The sequence below is a fragment of the Streptomyces sp. NPDC005266 genome (assembly GCF_040607655.1).
Classification (GTDB): Bacteria; Actinomycetota; Actinomycetes; order Streptomycetales; family Streptomycetaceae; genus Streptomyces.
This window is the reverse complement of the sequence record NZ_JBEXHC010000030.1, coordinates 56,680-70,684: the sequence shown is the minus strand read 5'-3', so window position 1 is coordinate 70,684 and position 14,005 is coordinate 56,680. Positions and strand designations below refer to the sequence as shown.

The window sequence follows — 14,005 nt, the reverse complement described above, 5'->3', positions numbered from 1 at the left end:
GTGAACTTAGGAACCAAAGATGGACATATCGGGGCGAGTCAGCACCCCCGAAAAGGGCTGGCAAAACCTTGTTCGGCTGATCGTGTGTCAATCGTTACGCGGAGGGATCTCCTCCGACTACGGACGGTGGTCGCTCACGTTCGCCGGCCCACTGCCGCTCACCAGCCCGCTCCCGTTCCCGCTGCCCGCGCCCCCGTTCGTCCGGGCCGGTACGCGGCGGACCGCCAGCAACGCCATGTCGTCCGAAGTGCCGCCACCCGTATGCCGTTCGACATCGGCCACCAGCACGTCCAGCAGCTCCCCCGGCCCCGCGAAGGCATGGCCGCGCAGCCGCTCCACGGGGTCGTAGAACTCGCCGTGCGAGTCGCGGGCCTCCGACACCCCGTCCGTGAACAGCAGCAGCGTCTCGCCCTCGGCGAACGGCAGCTCCGTCACCCGGTCGGGCAAGCCGCTCAGTTCCCCCATCCCCAGCGGCAGCGCGAAGGCCTCCGGCTCCAGCGCGCGCACCTCGCCGTCCCCCCGCAGCAGCAGGGGCGCCGGATGGCCTCGGGTGATCACGCGCAGGGTCGTGTCGGCGCGCGGGAGCTCGGCGAGAACGGCCGTCGTGAACCCCTCCGAGACCTCCATATCGGCCCGCCGGGCGCCCTCGCGCTGCAACGCCCGCTCCAGCCGGCCCGCCAGCCCCTCCAGCGTCGACTCCTGCTCCGCCGCCTCCCGGAAGGCGCCGATGAGGATCGCGACGATCTCCACGGCCTGCAGTCCCTTGCCGCGTACGTCCCCGACGACCAGCCGGACGCCGTGCGGGGTGTCCTGGACCGCGTACAGGTCACCGCCGATCGCGGCGAACCTCTCCGCCGCCACATAGCGCGCCGCGATGTCCAGACCGGCCAGGCGGGCGGGCGGCACGGGCAGGACGGCGCGCTGAGCCGCCTCCGCGACCCCGCGCGCCGAGGCGAGCCGCCGGTCGCTGCGGCGGACGACGCGGTTGATGACGAACGCCAGCAGGGTGACCGTCGCCACCGTGATGATCTCCGTCGCCGCCTGGGTCGGGTCCCGTACACCGTGCAGCTCGGCCAGCAGGCACGCGGCGGTGAGGGAGAGGACCCCCGTGACGACGGTCGTCCGCAGCGCGGAGAGCGCGGCGGCGACCAGCGGGGCGGCGGCGAAGAAGGGGGAGGCGGTGTAGCCGGACGGAGTGCCCAGGTCGTAGATGATCCCGCCGAGGAGGAGCAGACCAGGGAGCAGTAGGGCCAGCCGACGGCCTGCCGGGGCCTTGGGCGTTTCCTCCGCGGGACCGGGCCCGTCGGGCCCCGCGCCGGCCGCGCCGGTGTCGACGAGCATATGGAAACGGGCGCGGGGCCGGGAACGGGTGCCGACGAGCCGGGCCCAGGCCGTACTCAACTCCGTACGGGCGCCCGTACGAGCCCTGCTCCCTCGCACCCGCACCGGCTTGTCTCGCTTTCCCTGATCCCTGACCCTGATCCCTGATCCCTGGCCCTGATCCCTGGCCCGCGCACACCGAGCGCCCGGCCGGCGCGTCCACCGCCGTCACCAGGCTTCCGGCTGACGGGCCGCCAGGCGAATCGGTGTCGGCCATGTGGGTGGGTCGGCGCGGGGCGCGCCAAGCGGAGGGGCGCGCCGCGTGGACGGCCGCGCCGCGCGGACGGCCGCGCCAAGCGGACGGGCGCGCCGCGTAGACGGGCGCACCAGGCGGAGGGGTGCGCCGCGCGGACGGCCGCGCCGCGCGGACGGGCGCACCACGTGGACGGGCGCACCGGGCGGAGGGGTGCGCCGCGTGGACGGGCGCGCCAAGTGGAGGGGTGCGCCGCGCGGACGGGCGCACCACGTGGACGGGCGCACCGCATAGACGGCCGCACCGCATAGACGGCCGTGCCAAGCGGAGGGGCGCGCCAAGCGTAGGGGCGCGCCGCGTGGACGGCCGCGCCGCATGGACGGCCGCACCGCGTAGACGGGCGCACCGCATAGACGGGCGCACCGCGTGGACGGGCGCACCAAGCGGACGCGCGCGTCAGCCTCGGCGCGCGCGTCAGCCTCGGCGCGTCCGGTTCGCGGAGGGGCTCAGAGGTCGACGCCGAGTGCGCGGGCGTGGCGGTCGGCCGCCAGCTCCGCCGAGACCTCGTCGAGGTAGACCTCGCACACGAGCCGCCCATCGCTGGTCAGATTGTGCTCCAGCTCCCACAGCACGATCTCGTCCCCGTCGGCGAGGAGGAAGGCGTGCTCGTAGTAGCGGCACCAGGTCGCGTCGGGGCCGCCGGAGCGGCGGCGCGGCTTGGGCGCGAGGGCGATGTCATGGGCGAAGGCGGTCGCCAGCAGCCGCTCGGTGTCCTCGCCCGGCCGGTCCGGGTTCTCCGCGCGGCGCAGTACGCGGCGGGCGTGGTCGGCCGAGTTGTCGGCCACGTACGCGCGCGCGGACTCCAGGGGCTCGGCGGCGTGCAGCAGCTGCTCCGGCAGCCACAGCGGTAACCCGGCGAGCTCCTCCCAGCGGGCGCCGCCGAGGCGGTCGTGGACCCGGCGCTCGGCCAGTGCCAGGGCGTCCTCGTCGGCGTAGAGCTCGTACAGCGGGCCGCCGTCCTCGCCGGTGTTGTGTTCCAGCTCCCACAGCAGCAGGCTGCTGCCGTCGGAGAGCAGGAAGACATGCCGGTAGGTGCTGTAGCCGAGCCGGCCGCACCGCTCGTTGCACTGACGACAGGACCGCAGCTCGGACTGGTGCATCAGCGCGCTCCGCGCCTTGGCCAGCACCGCCTCGCCGATCTCGAAGCCGTTCTGCGCACGGGCGAGCAGCCCGTCCATCAGCTCGGCCGGGGTCCCGCCCGCTTGTGAGTGCCCCATGTCTCTCCTCCCGCCTCCGGCCTGGATTCGCCGCGCCCCCCGGCGACCGCTTCGCGCACTTAGCGTAGCGGCGTGAACACGGGATGCGCCGCCGTTCGGCGAAGCTGTCGGTGTGACTGTGCCTCACTCACTCCTGCGTCGGAGAGGCTGGATGTATCACTCGTCCGGCCGGTCCAACAGACCCGGGGGCCACCGTGCGGCCGCCTCCCCTCCACCGCCGGGCCATCGGGCCACCGCCTGCCCGCCGCCTCTGCTCCACCGCCCGGCCGGCGGACGGCCACCGTGGAGCTGTGCCCCGCTCGGCGGCCCTGGCCCCGGCCGGCGGACGGCCACCGTGGAGCTGTGGCCCGCTCGGCGGCCCTGGCCTACAGCCCTCTCCACCCATTCGCCTAAGAAGTCGCCAGGCGCCTTTACTCCAATTGCCTCTTCCGAAGGTCTCGTTTGCGGGATTCCCGGACAACACACAACGGAAGAACCGCGCTATGCCGGACGGGTGAAGCTGACTGGAAGCCCGAAGCCTTAACTGATCAGCTTCGTTGTGTCATGCGTCCGTGGATTTCGCGGACCAACCCAGACGGAGGAATTAAGTGAACATCGGCAAGAAGGCCATTCTCCTGACCGCAGCCGCCGGCGCCCTGGTCATCGGTGGTGCGGGCGGCGCCCTCGCCAACGGCAACGACGACTTCGTCGTCCAGCTCAACCACTGTGACACCGCCACCGGGCCCATCACCCAGGTCGGCGGCGGCGCCCCCACGGGCGACATCGAGGTCGGTGCCGACTGCATCAACTTCACCAACAGCCATGGCTCCGTGTTCCAGGCCAACGACTGCGACACGGCCACCGGCGCTGTTACCCAGGTCGGCGGCCTGGCCCCGACCGGCGACATCAACGCCGGGGCCAACTGCACCAACATCGCCGTCGACGACACCAACGGCAACTACCGTCGCTGAGTCGCTGACCTCTTCACGGTGTTCCCCCCAATAACGGAAACACCGTGAGGCATCCCCCCGTTGGGAATCGCGGCCCTGGAAGCCTCCCTTCCAGGGCCGCTGCCACGAAAAAGGCTTTCGGTGCGGTGATGACCGCCGTGCGGAAATCCCACTTGGAGGCTCTTTATGCACATGCGCAAGAGGACGGCGCTTCTCGTAGCGGCCGTGGGCGCGCTGCTCATCGGCAGCGCGGGCGGAGCCGACGCCGACCCCAGCCCCGGCCGCGTGGCCGGCGCCAACGGCGGGACCCAGAGCAATCGCTGCGACACCACCTCGGCCGTCGGGACCGTCACGGTGACGGCCACGCCGGGTGAGATCAACAATGAGACCAACTGCCTCAACAGCAGTGACTCGGGTGTGACGGAGCAGAAGAACCGCTGCCGTACCCACTCCATCGTCGGTCCGGTCACCGTCGCGCTCGCTCCCGGATCCGAAATCAACAACCAGACCAACTGCGTCAACATCAGCAAGTCGGGTGGTGTGACGAAGCAGAGCAACAGGTGCCGCACGACTTCCGTGCTCGGCCCGATCACCATCGGCCCCGGCGCCGATGTCAACAACGAGACCAACTGCGTCAACGTGTCCGGCTCCGACCCCACGAACGGAAAGCAGGGGAAGAGCACGGACAGCGCGAAGAGCGGGACGAACGGAACGAGCGGCGCTCAGGGAAGCCGCCCGCGGTCCTGAGCCACCCAGCGCTTCCGCCGCTGGGCACTTCGGGTGCTCGCCGCCGAGTACCGGACCACTCCGCGCGTCATGAACGCGGCCCTGGGGATATTATCCCGGGGCCGCGTTCATGTATTTATGATTCATGATTTCAGCCCGAGTAATTCCACCGACTTCAGCACCGACTGAATATACCTTTACTGTGGCGGACGGGTGACGCTCCCGGTAATCCCGGATCCTGCTCCTCCGATATCTCGTTGATGAGGTGTCTGCGGATCATTCGCGGAGAACCTGATATGGAGGCACCAGAGAAATGCAGATCGGCAAGAAGGTAGCTCTCATGGCCGCGGCGGCCGCGGGCACGATGGTCGTCGGCAGCGCGGCGAGCGCGAGCGCGCACGGCCTCTTCCCGCAGTCCGGCGGGGCCACTCAGCGGAACGCCTGCGACCTGAACCAAGGCGCCATCACCAATGTCGGCGGAGCCTCTCCCACCGGCGAGATCGACAACGGCTCCGACTGCATCAACTTCACCAACAGTGGAGCGGTGTTCCAGAGCAACGAATGCGACACGGCCACCGGCGCCGTCACCCAGGTCGGCGCCGGCGCCCCGACGGGCGACATCGAGATCGGGGCCAACTGCGCCAACATCTCGGTCCAGGAACCGCCGACCGTGATCGTGCACCAGGACCCGCCGAAGCACCACAAGGCCAAGGAAAAGCACAAGGTCAAGCACCACAAGGCCAAGAAGCACCACAAGGCCAAGAAGCACCACAGCAAGTACTGACGCGCCGATCCCACGGTCGAGCACACAGCGCCCCCGGAGTCATCACCTCTGGGGGCGCTGCGGCGTTCACGGACGTCACGGACGCGCTGCGGCGTTCACGGACGCGCTGCGGCGTTCACGGACGCGCTGGGGCGTTCTTCAGCGCGTCAGGTGCGCGTCCTACACGCTGCACCCCGCAAGAGCCGGCACGCAGTTGTTCGGGTTGTTCCCGGAGACCGTGGTCGCGGTGAGCGCCACCGAACCGCCGTCGACGAAGATTCCGCCGCCCTGGCCGCCATTGGCCGTATTTCCGATGACATTGTCGCCGGTCAATTGTGCGGTGCCCGCATGATTGAACAGACCGCCACCGTTCAATGTGGCGATATTTCCGGATACCACGGTGGACTGTACGCGCAGCGTGCTTCCCATATTGGCGATACCGCCGCCGAAGCTCCCGGCGGTATTTCCGAGGACCCGGCTGCCGTTAATGGTGAGATCCCCGATTCCGGTGACGATGCCTCCGCCCTCGAAGTTGGTCGTCCGGTTCCTCTCCACCGTGACGCTGCTCAGCAGCGTCGTGCCGTAGTTCGCGATGCCGCCGCCCGAGCTGCCCGCCAGGTTGTCGGAGATCGTGCCGCTCGTGACGGTGAGCGTGGCCGAGGTGCTGATGTGGATGCCGCCGCCGTCCAGCGCGGTGTTGTGCGTCACATCGGTGGACGTGAGCTGCGCCGTGGCTCCCGAGGCGACCTCGATGCCGCCGCCGACGTTGCTCGCGGTGTTGCCGGTGACCGTCGACCGGACCATTCTCAGCGTGCCCAGGTCGAGGATGCCGCCGCCGTCGGTGCCCGCCCCCGAGGTCGCCCGGCCGTCGGACAAGGTGACCCCGTGGACCGTGAGCTTTCCACCGGCGGCGACCTCCGCGATCCGGAAGTCCGCTGCCGAGGCGCTGCGTCTGATGGTCGCTTGGGTGCCGGTGATGGTCACGTCCCCGGTGATGACCGGCAGTCCGTCGGGGCCATTGGCGCCGGTCGCCGCCGCGGAGCCGAGCGTGTAAACACACCCCGTGGCGAGGACGACGGTCCCGCCCCCGGGCGCGCTGTTGGCAGCGGCCACCGCGGCGACCAACGCGGCCGGGTCCCCGCAGGGCACCGGGGACTGGCTCACGCCTCCGTCCTCTCCCCCCTTCCCCTCGGCCGAGGCCGGGGCCGGGGCGGAGACCGCCCACGCCGATACCGCCAGCGCCATGACGGGGACGAATCCGCGGATCGTAGTCGCGAGTCGCACGAGGGTCTCCTTACACGTTCCTGGGGAGGGGAGCAGCAGGTTCAGACTGTGCGGCTGAGTACCGATCGGCATCCGCTCGAGCGCTGGTCGAGTGACACTCGATCTTGTGTGCGGCGGGGCCCCGGACACCTGGCTCCCCGGGCCTCGACAGCCCCGGTGACCGGCCCCCCGGGAACGACGAAACCGCAGGTCACCATCTGGTGCCTGCGGTTTCCGAAGTGGGTCATCAGGGGCTCGAACCCTGAACCAATGGATTAAAAGTCCACTGCTCTGCCAATTGAGCTAATGACCCGCACCCCCGCAGCATAGCTCGGCCAGGGGCCAACTCCCGAGCCAATACCCTCCGGGGGCGAAAGGCCGCGCAACAGCACGGTGTTGCGCGGCCCTCAGCGTCGTCGATCAGCCGTTGCGCTTCCAGCGCGGCTTGTCGGCGCGGCGGTCGAAGGACCGGTCGTGCGAACGGCTGCCAGCGCTGCCGCCACGGTGGTCGTCGCGGCGGGCCGGGCGGTCGTCACGGCGGGCCGGACGGTCGTCGCGGCGGGCCGGGCGGTCGTCGCGGCGGTCGCGGTTGAACGGACGGTCCCCGCCACGGTGGTTGTGGTCGCGGCGCTCGAACGGACGGCCCGGACGGTCGTCGCGGCGGTCCCGGTTGAAGCCACCGCGGTCGTCACGGCGCTCGTACGAACGGCCACCACGGTCGTCACGACGGTCCCGGTTGAAGCCACCCCGGTCATCACGGCCGCCCCGGTCATCACGGCCGCCCCGGTCATCACGGCCGTCCCGGCCGAACGGGCGGTCGTTGTCGCGGCGGTCCCGGTTGAAGCCACCGCGGTCGTCACGGCGCTCGAAGGAACGGCCGCCGCGGTCGTTGTCCCGCCGGTCGTCACGGCGGTCCCGGTTGAAGCCACCGCGGTCGTCACGGCGCTCGAAGGAACGGCCGCCGCGGTCGTTGTCCCGCCGGTCGTCCCGCCGGTCGCGGTTGAAGCCGCCCCGGTCGTCGCGCCGGTCGTCACGGCGGTCCCGGCCGAAGCCACGGTCGTTGTCCCGGCGGTCACGGCGCTCGAAATTGCCCCGCTCGTCACGGCGCTCGTACGAGGAGCGGCGCGGCTCGCCGGTCCCAGCGGTGTCGGCGGCAGCCGCGCTCACGGGCTCGGCCGTCCGCTGCGCGGGCATCGTCGGAGCGGTCTCGGCGGCGGCCTCGGACCCGGCCTCCGTCACGGTCCCGGACTCGGCCGGGGCGACGGTCTCGCCGCGCTCGCGCGCCGCACGCGCGGCCAGCCGGTCGGCCTCCTCGCGGAGCTCGACGGCCCGCCGCTGCACCTTCTCCAGCTGCCGGGTGAGGTCCTGCGCCTCGCGCTCGGCCTGCTTGGCGGCGTTCGCGGCCGCCTCGGCCTGCACCTCGGTGAGCGAACGCGCGCCCGTAATAAGGGCCACGTCCTCGTCGAAGGCACCGGCCCCGCCGACGATGTGCCGGGAGGCGTCGACGCCCGCGTCCTCCATCAGCCGGAAGATCTGGCGGCGCTGATGCGGCAGGGCCAGCGAGACGACCGTGCCGCTCTGGCCCGCTCGGGCCGTACGGCCGGAGCGGTGCAGATAGTCCTTGTGGTCGCCGGCCGGGTCCACGTTGAGCACCAGGTCGATGCCGTCGACGTGGATGCCACGCGCGGCGACGTCCGTCGCGACGAGCACGTTCACGTACCCGTCCTTGAAGTCGGCCAGGGTCCGGGTGCGGGCACCCTGCGTCATGCCGCCGTGCAGCGCGTCGGCGCGTACGCCCGCGTCGCACAGCTGCTCGGCGACGCGATCGGCGCCCAGCTGGGTCCGGACGAAGATGATGGTGCGGCCCTTGCGCGCCGCGATGGCGGCGGTGACCGGCGCCTTGTCCTTCGGCTTCACCACGAGGACGTGGTGGGTCATGGTGGTCACCGCGCCCTGCGCCGCGTCGACCTCATGGGTGACCGGGGCGACCAGGTACCGCTTCACGAGGGTGTCGATCTCGTTCTCGAGGGTCGCGGAGAACAGCAGCCGCTGGCCACCGGCCGGCACCAGGTCGAGGATCTCGGTGACCTCGGGCAGGAAGCCCATGTCGGCCATCTGGTCGGCCTCGTCGAGGACCGCGATCTGCACCGCGTCGAGGGACGCGGCACCGCGCTCGATGATGTCGCGCAGCCGGCCCGGGGTGGCGACGAGGATGTCCACGCCCCGCTCCAGCGCGTAGATCTGATTGCCCATCGAGGTTCCGCCGCAGACGACCTTGAGCTTGAGGCCGAGGACATCGCCGTACGGCTGCAGCGCGTCGCTCACCTGCATCGCGAGCTCGCGCGTCGGGGTGAGGATCAGACCGCGGGGACGCTTCTTCTCGGTGTGGCCGCCCGCCAGCGTGGTCAGCAGCGGAAGACCGAAGGAGAGGGTCTTGCCGGAGCCGGTACGGCCGCGGCCGAGGATGTCGCGTCCGGCGAGGGCGTCGGGGATGGTCGCGGCCTGGATCGGGAAGGGCGTGGTCACGCCGTTCTGCGCGAGCTTGCGGACGATCTGCTCGGGGAGGCCGAGGTCGGCGAAGGTGATTTCGGGGGCCTTGGGGGTCTCGGGGGTCTCGGGGGCGCTCTGCTCCGCGGGCGCGGCCTGCGGGGGCTGCTCGGCCGACGTGGCCTGCTCGGTCTGCTCGGTCTGCTCGGCCGACGTGGCCTGCTCGGTCTGCTCGGCCGACGTGGCCTGCTCGGCCCGCTCGTCGTTGGCGGGCATGACGGCGTGATCAGTGGAAACGGACATGCGAAATGCGAAACCTTCCGGAGTCTCGGCACGCGCCCAAACTCCGTGTGATGTCGCACAAGACCGCCTCAATGCGGTCAGCCACGGGATGGCAAGGAACGCGCCTCGCGGCGCCTTTCAGAGAGGCGCCGGGCAAATGGGATCAAACGATCTACCACCATACGCACTCCGACCCACCAAGAGCAAATCAGCTCCGCCGGCGCCCCGTACCCGCTCCAGCCCGGCTCGAACGGAGCCTCTCCCGGCGCCGCTCCCGCTCCCTTCGCCCCCCGCGCCATCCCGCCCCTACCCCGCCGGTTCCGCCGGCGGGGAGGCGGGCGGGGACGCGGGCTCGGACGCGGTCGGCTTCGGCTCCGCCGGGCTCGGCGGCGGGCTCGTCGGATGCGGCTTGGGCTCCGGGGCGGCGGGGGTCGGGGCGGGGCCGCCCGGCTGCGCCGGCGCGGAGGGGGCGGGGCGGTTCCGCCGAGCACGGTGCTTCCCGGGAGACGGCGAGGGCGACGCCTCGGGGTCGGTCGCGGCGGCCGACGGGGACCGGCCCTTGCCGTCCTTGCGCTTCTCGCCCTTCTTCTTCTCGCCTCTCGGGTCCGTATACGGATGCCCTCTGCCGTCCGAGCGCACCACGGCGCCGTCCGGCTCCGCCACACCCTCCCGCTGATGGGAGCCGCGGTGCTTGTCCGGGCGCTCGGGGTCGTCGGAAATGCTCATGCAGCCGCCGAGCGCCATCGCCGCGGCCAGGAACGTCACGACCACGACGCCGCGCGCCGTGACGCGGGACCCGGCCCGGGCGCGGGACCCGGCCCGGACGCGGGACCAGGCCCGGACGCGGAGTCGGGCCGCGCGCCCGGCGCGCGGGGAAGGGTCCGTCCCCGAAGAACGGTCGGTGCGATGAGCGGGGGATCCGGGCATGCGCGGGACACCTCCAGGCCGCAGGGCTGTGACGCACTGCCCAACTCGTCCCGCCCCGCCCAGGACACGCGTCCGATGCGGGTCACTCTGTCGGATCCGGGCCGCCGCCCGAATCCGGGTCGCCCGATCCGGGTCGCCCGCACGCGGTGCCGGCCGGGGATACGCATCCCGGCGGAGGCGCGCCGCCCTGCCCTGACGTACGCCCGGCGTCACCCGTAGCCCAGTGCGTGCAACCGCTCGTCATCGATCCCGAAGTGGTGTGCGATCTCATGGACCACGGTCACCTCCGTCTCCTGGACCACGTCCTCCCGGGTCTCGCTCATCCGCAGCGCCGGCCCCCGGTAGACGGTGATCCGGTCGGGCAGTGCGCCCGCGTACCACTCGCCCCGATCCGTGAGCGGCGTCCCCTCGTAGAGCCCGAGCAGCTCCGGATCGTCCGTCGGCGGCTCGTCCTCCACGAACACCGCGACGTTGTCCATCAACCGCGTCAGCTCCGGCGGGATCCGGTCCAGCGCCTCGGCGACCAGTTCCTCGAACTCCTCGCGCGTCATCTCCAGCACGTGGCCATTGTCGGGCAGCCGGGCCCGAATGGGAGTGCCCCCGCGCGGTGCGCGCCCCCGTCGCCCGGGGAGTCGACCAGGAGTAGGTGCCTGAGCCGCCGGGCATACGGGACCAATGTCCCGTGAACCGCTCCGGCTGCTCCATGCAACCGCCCGACGCGCACGGGCCACGGCCGGCCCCCTTCTTCACCGTCTGCTTCGCCGTCTCAGCCGCTCCCGCCATCCCCGCCGCCCGCACTCCACCCCCAGGCGGGGCGCGCCGGCCCAACAGGCCGCGCTCGATCCCGCCGCGCGCCCCCGCCCCCTCGTCCGCGCCGCCGGGCTGGCCGCCGTGACCGTCCTCGGCGCCTGGGCCGGGCTGCTCGTCGTCGGCAGCGTTCATATCCCCGTGGGCCCCATGGACACCCGGATGGCGCTGCGGCCGTCCCTCACCGGCGGTATCAAGATCAATGTGGCCCCGCTCGGCGCCCTCGAACTCAACAGCCACCACGCCCCGCTCCGCCTCGACGTGGACGTGGACCGGCTCGACCCCATCCGGTCCGAGGCCCTCGTCGATCACCCCGAGCGGCTGTCCGGACTCCAGGACGAGGTCGCGGGCGATGTCGCCCACGGCACCTTCGACCTCGCGCTGCGCTCCTGCGCCGCCGTCCTCTTCGGCGCCACCGCGCTGGGCCTGGCCGTCTACCGCCGTCCGCGCCGGGCGCTGGCCGCCGGTGGCCTCGCACTCGCGCTGCTCGGCGCCTCCGGGACAGCCGCGTACGCCACCTGGAACCCGCAGTCCGTGCTGGAGCCGCGCTACTCCGGGCTGCTCTCCAGCGCCCCGTCGGTGGTCGGCAACGCGCGCAGCATCGTCACCGAGTTCGACGTCTACCAGCAGGAGTTGGCCCGGCTGGTGACCAACGTCACCCAGCTCTACGAGGCGACGTCCACCCTTCCCGCGTACCAGCCCGACCCCACGACCATGCGGGTGCTGCACATCTCGGACGTCCACCTGAATCCGGCCGCGTGGCACATCGTCGAGTCGCTGGTGCGGCAGTACAAGATCGACGTGATCATCGACACGGGCGACACGATGGACCACGGCACCTCCGCCGAGAACGGCTTCCTCGACCCCGTCTCCGACCTCGGCGCCCCCTATGTATGGGTACGCGGCAACCATGACTCGGCGGCGACCCAGCGCTACATCGCGCGGCGCAAGAACGTCCATGTGGTCGACGACGCCAAGGTGATCAGCGTCGCGGGGCTGCGGATCGCGGGCATCGGCGACCCCCAGTTCACCCCCGACCGCTCCGTCGCCGCCTCCGGCGACCCGGCCGAACACCGCGCCGGGCGGCAACTCACCGACGCCCTCCGGGCCCATAAGGCCGCGGGCAACCCCGTGGACATCGCCCTCGCCCACAATCCGGTCGCCGCCCGCGAGACCGACGGCACCGTTCCGCTCGCCCTCACCGGCCACGTCCACCACCGCCGAACCGAGGTCCTCCCCGGCGGCACCCGGCTGATGACGGAGGGCTCCACAGGCGGCAGCGGGCTCCGCGCGGTGGACGACGGCGACCCCGACAAGGTCCAGGCATCCGTCCTCTACCTCGACCGGGACACCCACCGGCTCCAGGCCTGGGACGAGATCGACCTGGGCGGGCTGGGCCTGGCAAAGGCCGAGGTCAGCCGCCATCTCCCGGCCGACAACCAACCCGGGGCGACCCCGACGCCCACCACTCCGTAAACCGTTTTGGCGAACCTCCCCGGCATCCCATATGCTTCTCGCGTCCCCGAAAGCGCCGCAAGGCGCTGAGGTGAGCCATCGGCCCTCATCGTCTAGTGGCCCAGGACGCCGCCCTTTCAAGGCGGTAGCACGGGTTCGAATCCCGTTGGGGGCACAGCTTCTTCACGCAGCCGCAGATCAGCCCTGTCCCGGGGATGACCTGCGGCTTTTGCGTTCCTCCTGGCCGCCGCCCGGCCGACACCCGCGGGCTCGCTGAGCGGCCAGAAGACCTCTCGGGGTCTGATACGCTGATCCAGCGACATCGACGCGGCGGAAAGCGCGAAGCCCCCGGTTCGAAGGTCGCGGGGAGTATGAATCCGTCGAGAGAAATCCCGTTGGGGGCATACGCCACCATGTGCGAGACTCGTGCTCGTACAAGCAAGGTCCTGTGGAGCAGTTTGGAGTGCTCGCCACCCTGTCAAGGTGGAGGCCGCGGGTTCAAATCCCGTCAGGACCGCTGCGGCTGGGTAGCTCAGTTGGTACGAGCGTCCGCCTGAAAAGCGGAAGGTCGCCGGTTCGACCCCGGCCCCAGCCACCGCAGCCCTCACCAGGGCAAACACCCTCCCCGAGAGCAACGGGGAGGGTGTTTTCGTGTCCCCCGGCAGATCAGCGGCCCACCGGCTTCCGCTCGACTGTCGGCGCATCGTGCCCCGCCATAAACTCAAAACGACCTCGGGCTTCCACTCAGGAGGAGGCGACGATGCGGCACACCCGACTGCCCGGCGAGTCAGCGGACTACCTCGCCGCTCGCGAAGAACTCCGCCTCGCCGAGATCGATCTCATGCGCCACCGTGAGCAGGTCGCGGCCCAGCGCCGGGCGCTCCCCCAGGGCCCGGCCGTCGACGACTATGTCTTCCTCGAGGGCCCGGCCGACCTCGGCGTGGGCGACAGCCCGGTCCGCCAGGTCCCGCTGAGCGGGCTGTTCAGCGCTCCGGACCGGCCGCTGATCGTCTACCACCTCATGTACGGCAAGCAGCAGACCGAGCCCTGCCCGATGTGCACCATGTGGATCGACGGCTTCAACGGCGTCGCCCACCACATCGCCCAGAACGCCGACTTCGCCATCGCCGCCGCCGCCGAGCCGCCCGTGCTGCGGCAGCACGCCCGCGACCGCGGCTGGTCCCGGCTGCGCCTGCTGAGCTGCGGTGACAGCACCTTCAAGTACGACCTCGGCAGCGAGGACAAGGACGGCGAGCAGGACTCCACCGTCTCCGTCTTCACCCAGGACGACGACGGCACGATCCGCCACGCGTACTCCGCCCACCCGCGCATGGCCGACGACATCCAGCAGCGCGGCATCGACCTCCTCAACTCCGTCTGGCACCTCCTTGACCTGACGCCGAGTGGCCGGGGCGACTGGTTCCCGCGAGTGGACTACTGACGTCGACACCTCACCGGAGTCGTGTCGAGGCTCTGCGTCACCGCCTGCAGCGGCGGCTGGTGCGCCCTCCCGCCG

Annotated in this window: 11 protein-coding genes and 4 tRNA genes; 8 read left to right on the top strand and 7 right to left on the bottom strand. The window is 71.4% G+C overall.

Annotation, left to right across the window (positions count from 1 at the left end):
• Positions 1–117 precede the first annotated feature (117 nt).
• Together ABZU99_RS33095 and ABZU99_RS33090 are read right to left on the bottom strand one after the other, a co-directional pair.
• Positions 118–1,401 (bottom strand): PP2C family protein-serine/threonine phosphatase, encoded by a 1,284-nt coding sequence (locus ABZU99_RS33095; RefSeq protein WP_356048051.1) that lies wholly within the window; start codon positions 1,399–1,401, stop codon positions 118–120.
• Positions 1,402–2,079: 678 nt separating this feature from the next.
• On the bottom strand, positions 2,080–2,850 hold the full coding sequence (locus ABZU99_RS33090; RefSeq protein WP_356048049.1) for a DUF6227 family protein: 771 nt from the start codon (positions 2,848–2,850) through the stop codon (positions 2,080–2,082).
• A gap of 587 nt (positions 2,851–3,437) precedes the next feature.
• Here ABZU99_RS33090 and ABZU99_RS33085 point away from each other — a divergent pair.
• The 3 genes from ABZU99_RS33085 to ABZU99_RS33075 all read left to right on the top strand — a co-directional run bounded on the left by ABZU99_RS33085 (position 3,438) and on the right by ABZU99_RS33075 (position 5,289).
• A complete protein-coding gene (locus ABZU99_RS33085; protein WP_355948634.1) occupies positions 3,438–3,800 on the top strand; it encodes a hypothetical protein in 363 nt (120 codons plus the stop codon).
• A gap of 171 nt (positions 3,801–3,971) precedes the next feature.
• Entirely contained in the window at positions 3,972–4,526 is a 555-nt protein-coding gene (locus ABZU99_RS33080; RefSeq protein WP_356048047.1) for a hypothetical protein, read from the top strand.
• Between the two features lie 292 nt (positions 4,527–4,818).
• Entirely contained in the window at positions 4,819–5,289 is a 471-nt protein-coding gene (locus tag ABZU99_RS33075) for a hypothetical protein (protein ID WP_356048045.1), read from the top strand.
• A gap of 159 nt (positions 5,290–5,448) precedes the next feature.
• Here ABZU99_RS33075 and ABZU99_RS33070 read toward each other — a convergent pair whose 3' ends face one another.
• From ABZU99_RS33070 to ABZU99_RS33050, 5 genes are all read right to left on the bottom strand, one after another.
• On the bottom strand, positions 5,449–6,552 hold the full coding sequence (locus ABZU99_RS33070) for a right-handed parallel beta-helix repeat-containing protein (RefSeq protein WP_356048043.1): 1,104 nt from the start codon (positions 6,550–6,552) through the stop codon (positions 5,449–5,451).
• A gap of 219 nt (positions 6,553–6,771) precedes the next feature.
• Positions 6,772–6,844 (bottom strand) — tRNA-Lys (locus ABZU99_RS33065).
• A 107-nt stretch (positions 6,845–6,951) separates the two neighbouring features.
• Positions 6,952–9,321, bottom strand: a complete 2,370-nt coding sequence (locus ABZU99_RS33060; protein WP_356048041.1) for a DEAD/DEAH box helicase — start codon at positions 9,319–9,321, stop codon at positions 6,952–6,954.
• Between the two features lie 285 nt (positions 9,322–9,606).
• The gene (locus tag ABZU99_RS33055) at positions 9,607–10,227 is read right to left on the bottom strand and encodes a hypothetical protein (RefSeq protein ID WP_356048039.1); all 621 of its coding nucleotides are present in this window, start codon (positions 10,225–10,227) and stop codon (positions 9,607–9,609) included.
• A gap of 209 nt (positions 10,228–10,436) precedes the next feature.
• Positions 10,437–10,787 (bottom strand): metallopeptidase family protein, encoded by a 351-nt coding sequence (locus tag ABZU99_RS33050; protein WP_355948619.1) that lies wholly within the window; start codon positions 10,785–10,787, stop codon positions 10,437–10,439.
• A gap of 115 nt (positions 10,788–10,902) precedes the next feature.
• On the opposite strand from ABZU99_RS33050, the gene ABZU99_RS33045 reads away from it, so the two are divergent.
• From ABZU99_RS33045 to ABZU99_RS33025, 5 genes are all read left to right on the top strand, one after another.
• The gene (locus tag ABZU99_RS33045) at positions 10,903–12,510 is read left to right on the top strand and encodes a metallophosphoesterase (RefSeq protein WP_356048037.1); all 1,608 of its coding nucleotides are present in this window, start codon (positions 10,903–10,905) and stop codon (positions 12,508–12,510) included.
• 81 nt (positions 12,511–12,591) lie between these two features.
• Positions 12,592–12,664: transfer RNA gene (locus tag ABZU99_RS33040), tRNA-Glu, on the top strand.
• A gap of 267 nt (positions 12,665–12,931) precedes the next feature.
• Positions 12,932–13,006 (top strand) — tRNA-Asp (locus ABZU99_RS33035).
• Positions 13,007–13,010: 4 nt separating this feature from the next.
• A tRNA-Phe gene (locus ABZU99_RS33030) sits at positions 13,011–13,084 on the top strand.
• 165 nt (positions 13,085–13,249) lie between these two features.
• Positions 13,250–13,930 (top strand): DUF899 family protein, encoded by a 681-nt coding sequence (locus ABZU99_RS33025; RefSeq protein WP_355948615.1) that lies wholly within the window; start codon positions 13,250–13,252, stop codon positions 13,928–13,930.
• Positions 13,931–14,005 lie beyond the last annotated feature (75 nt).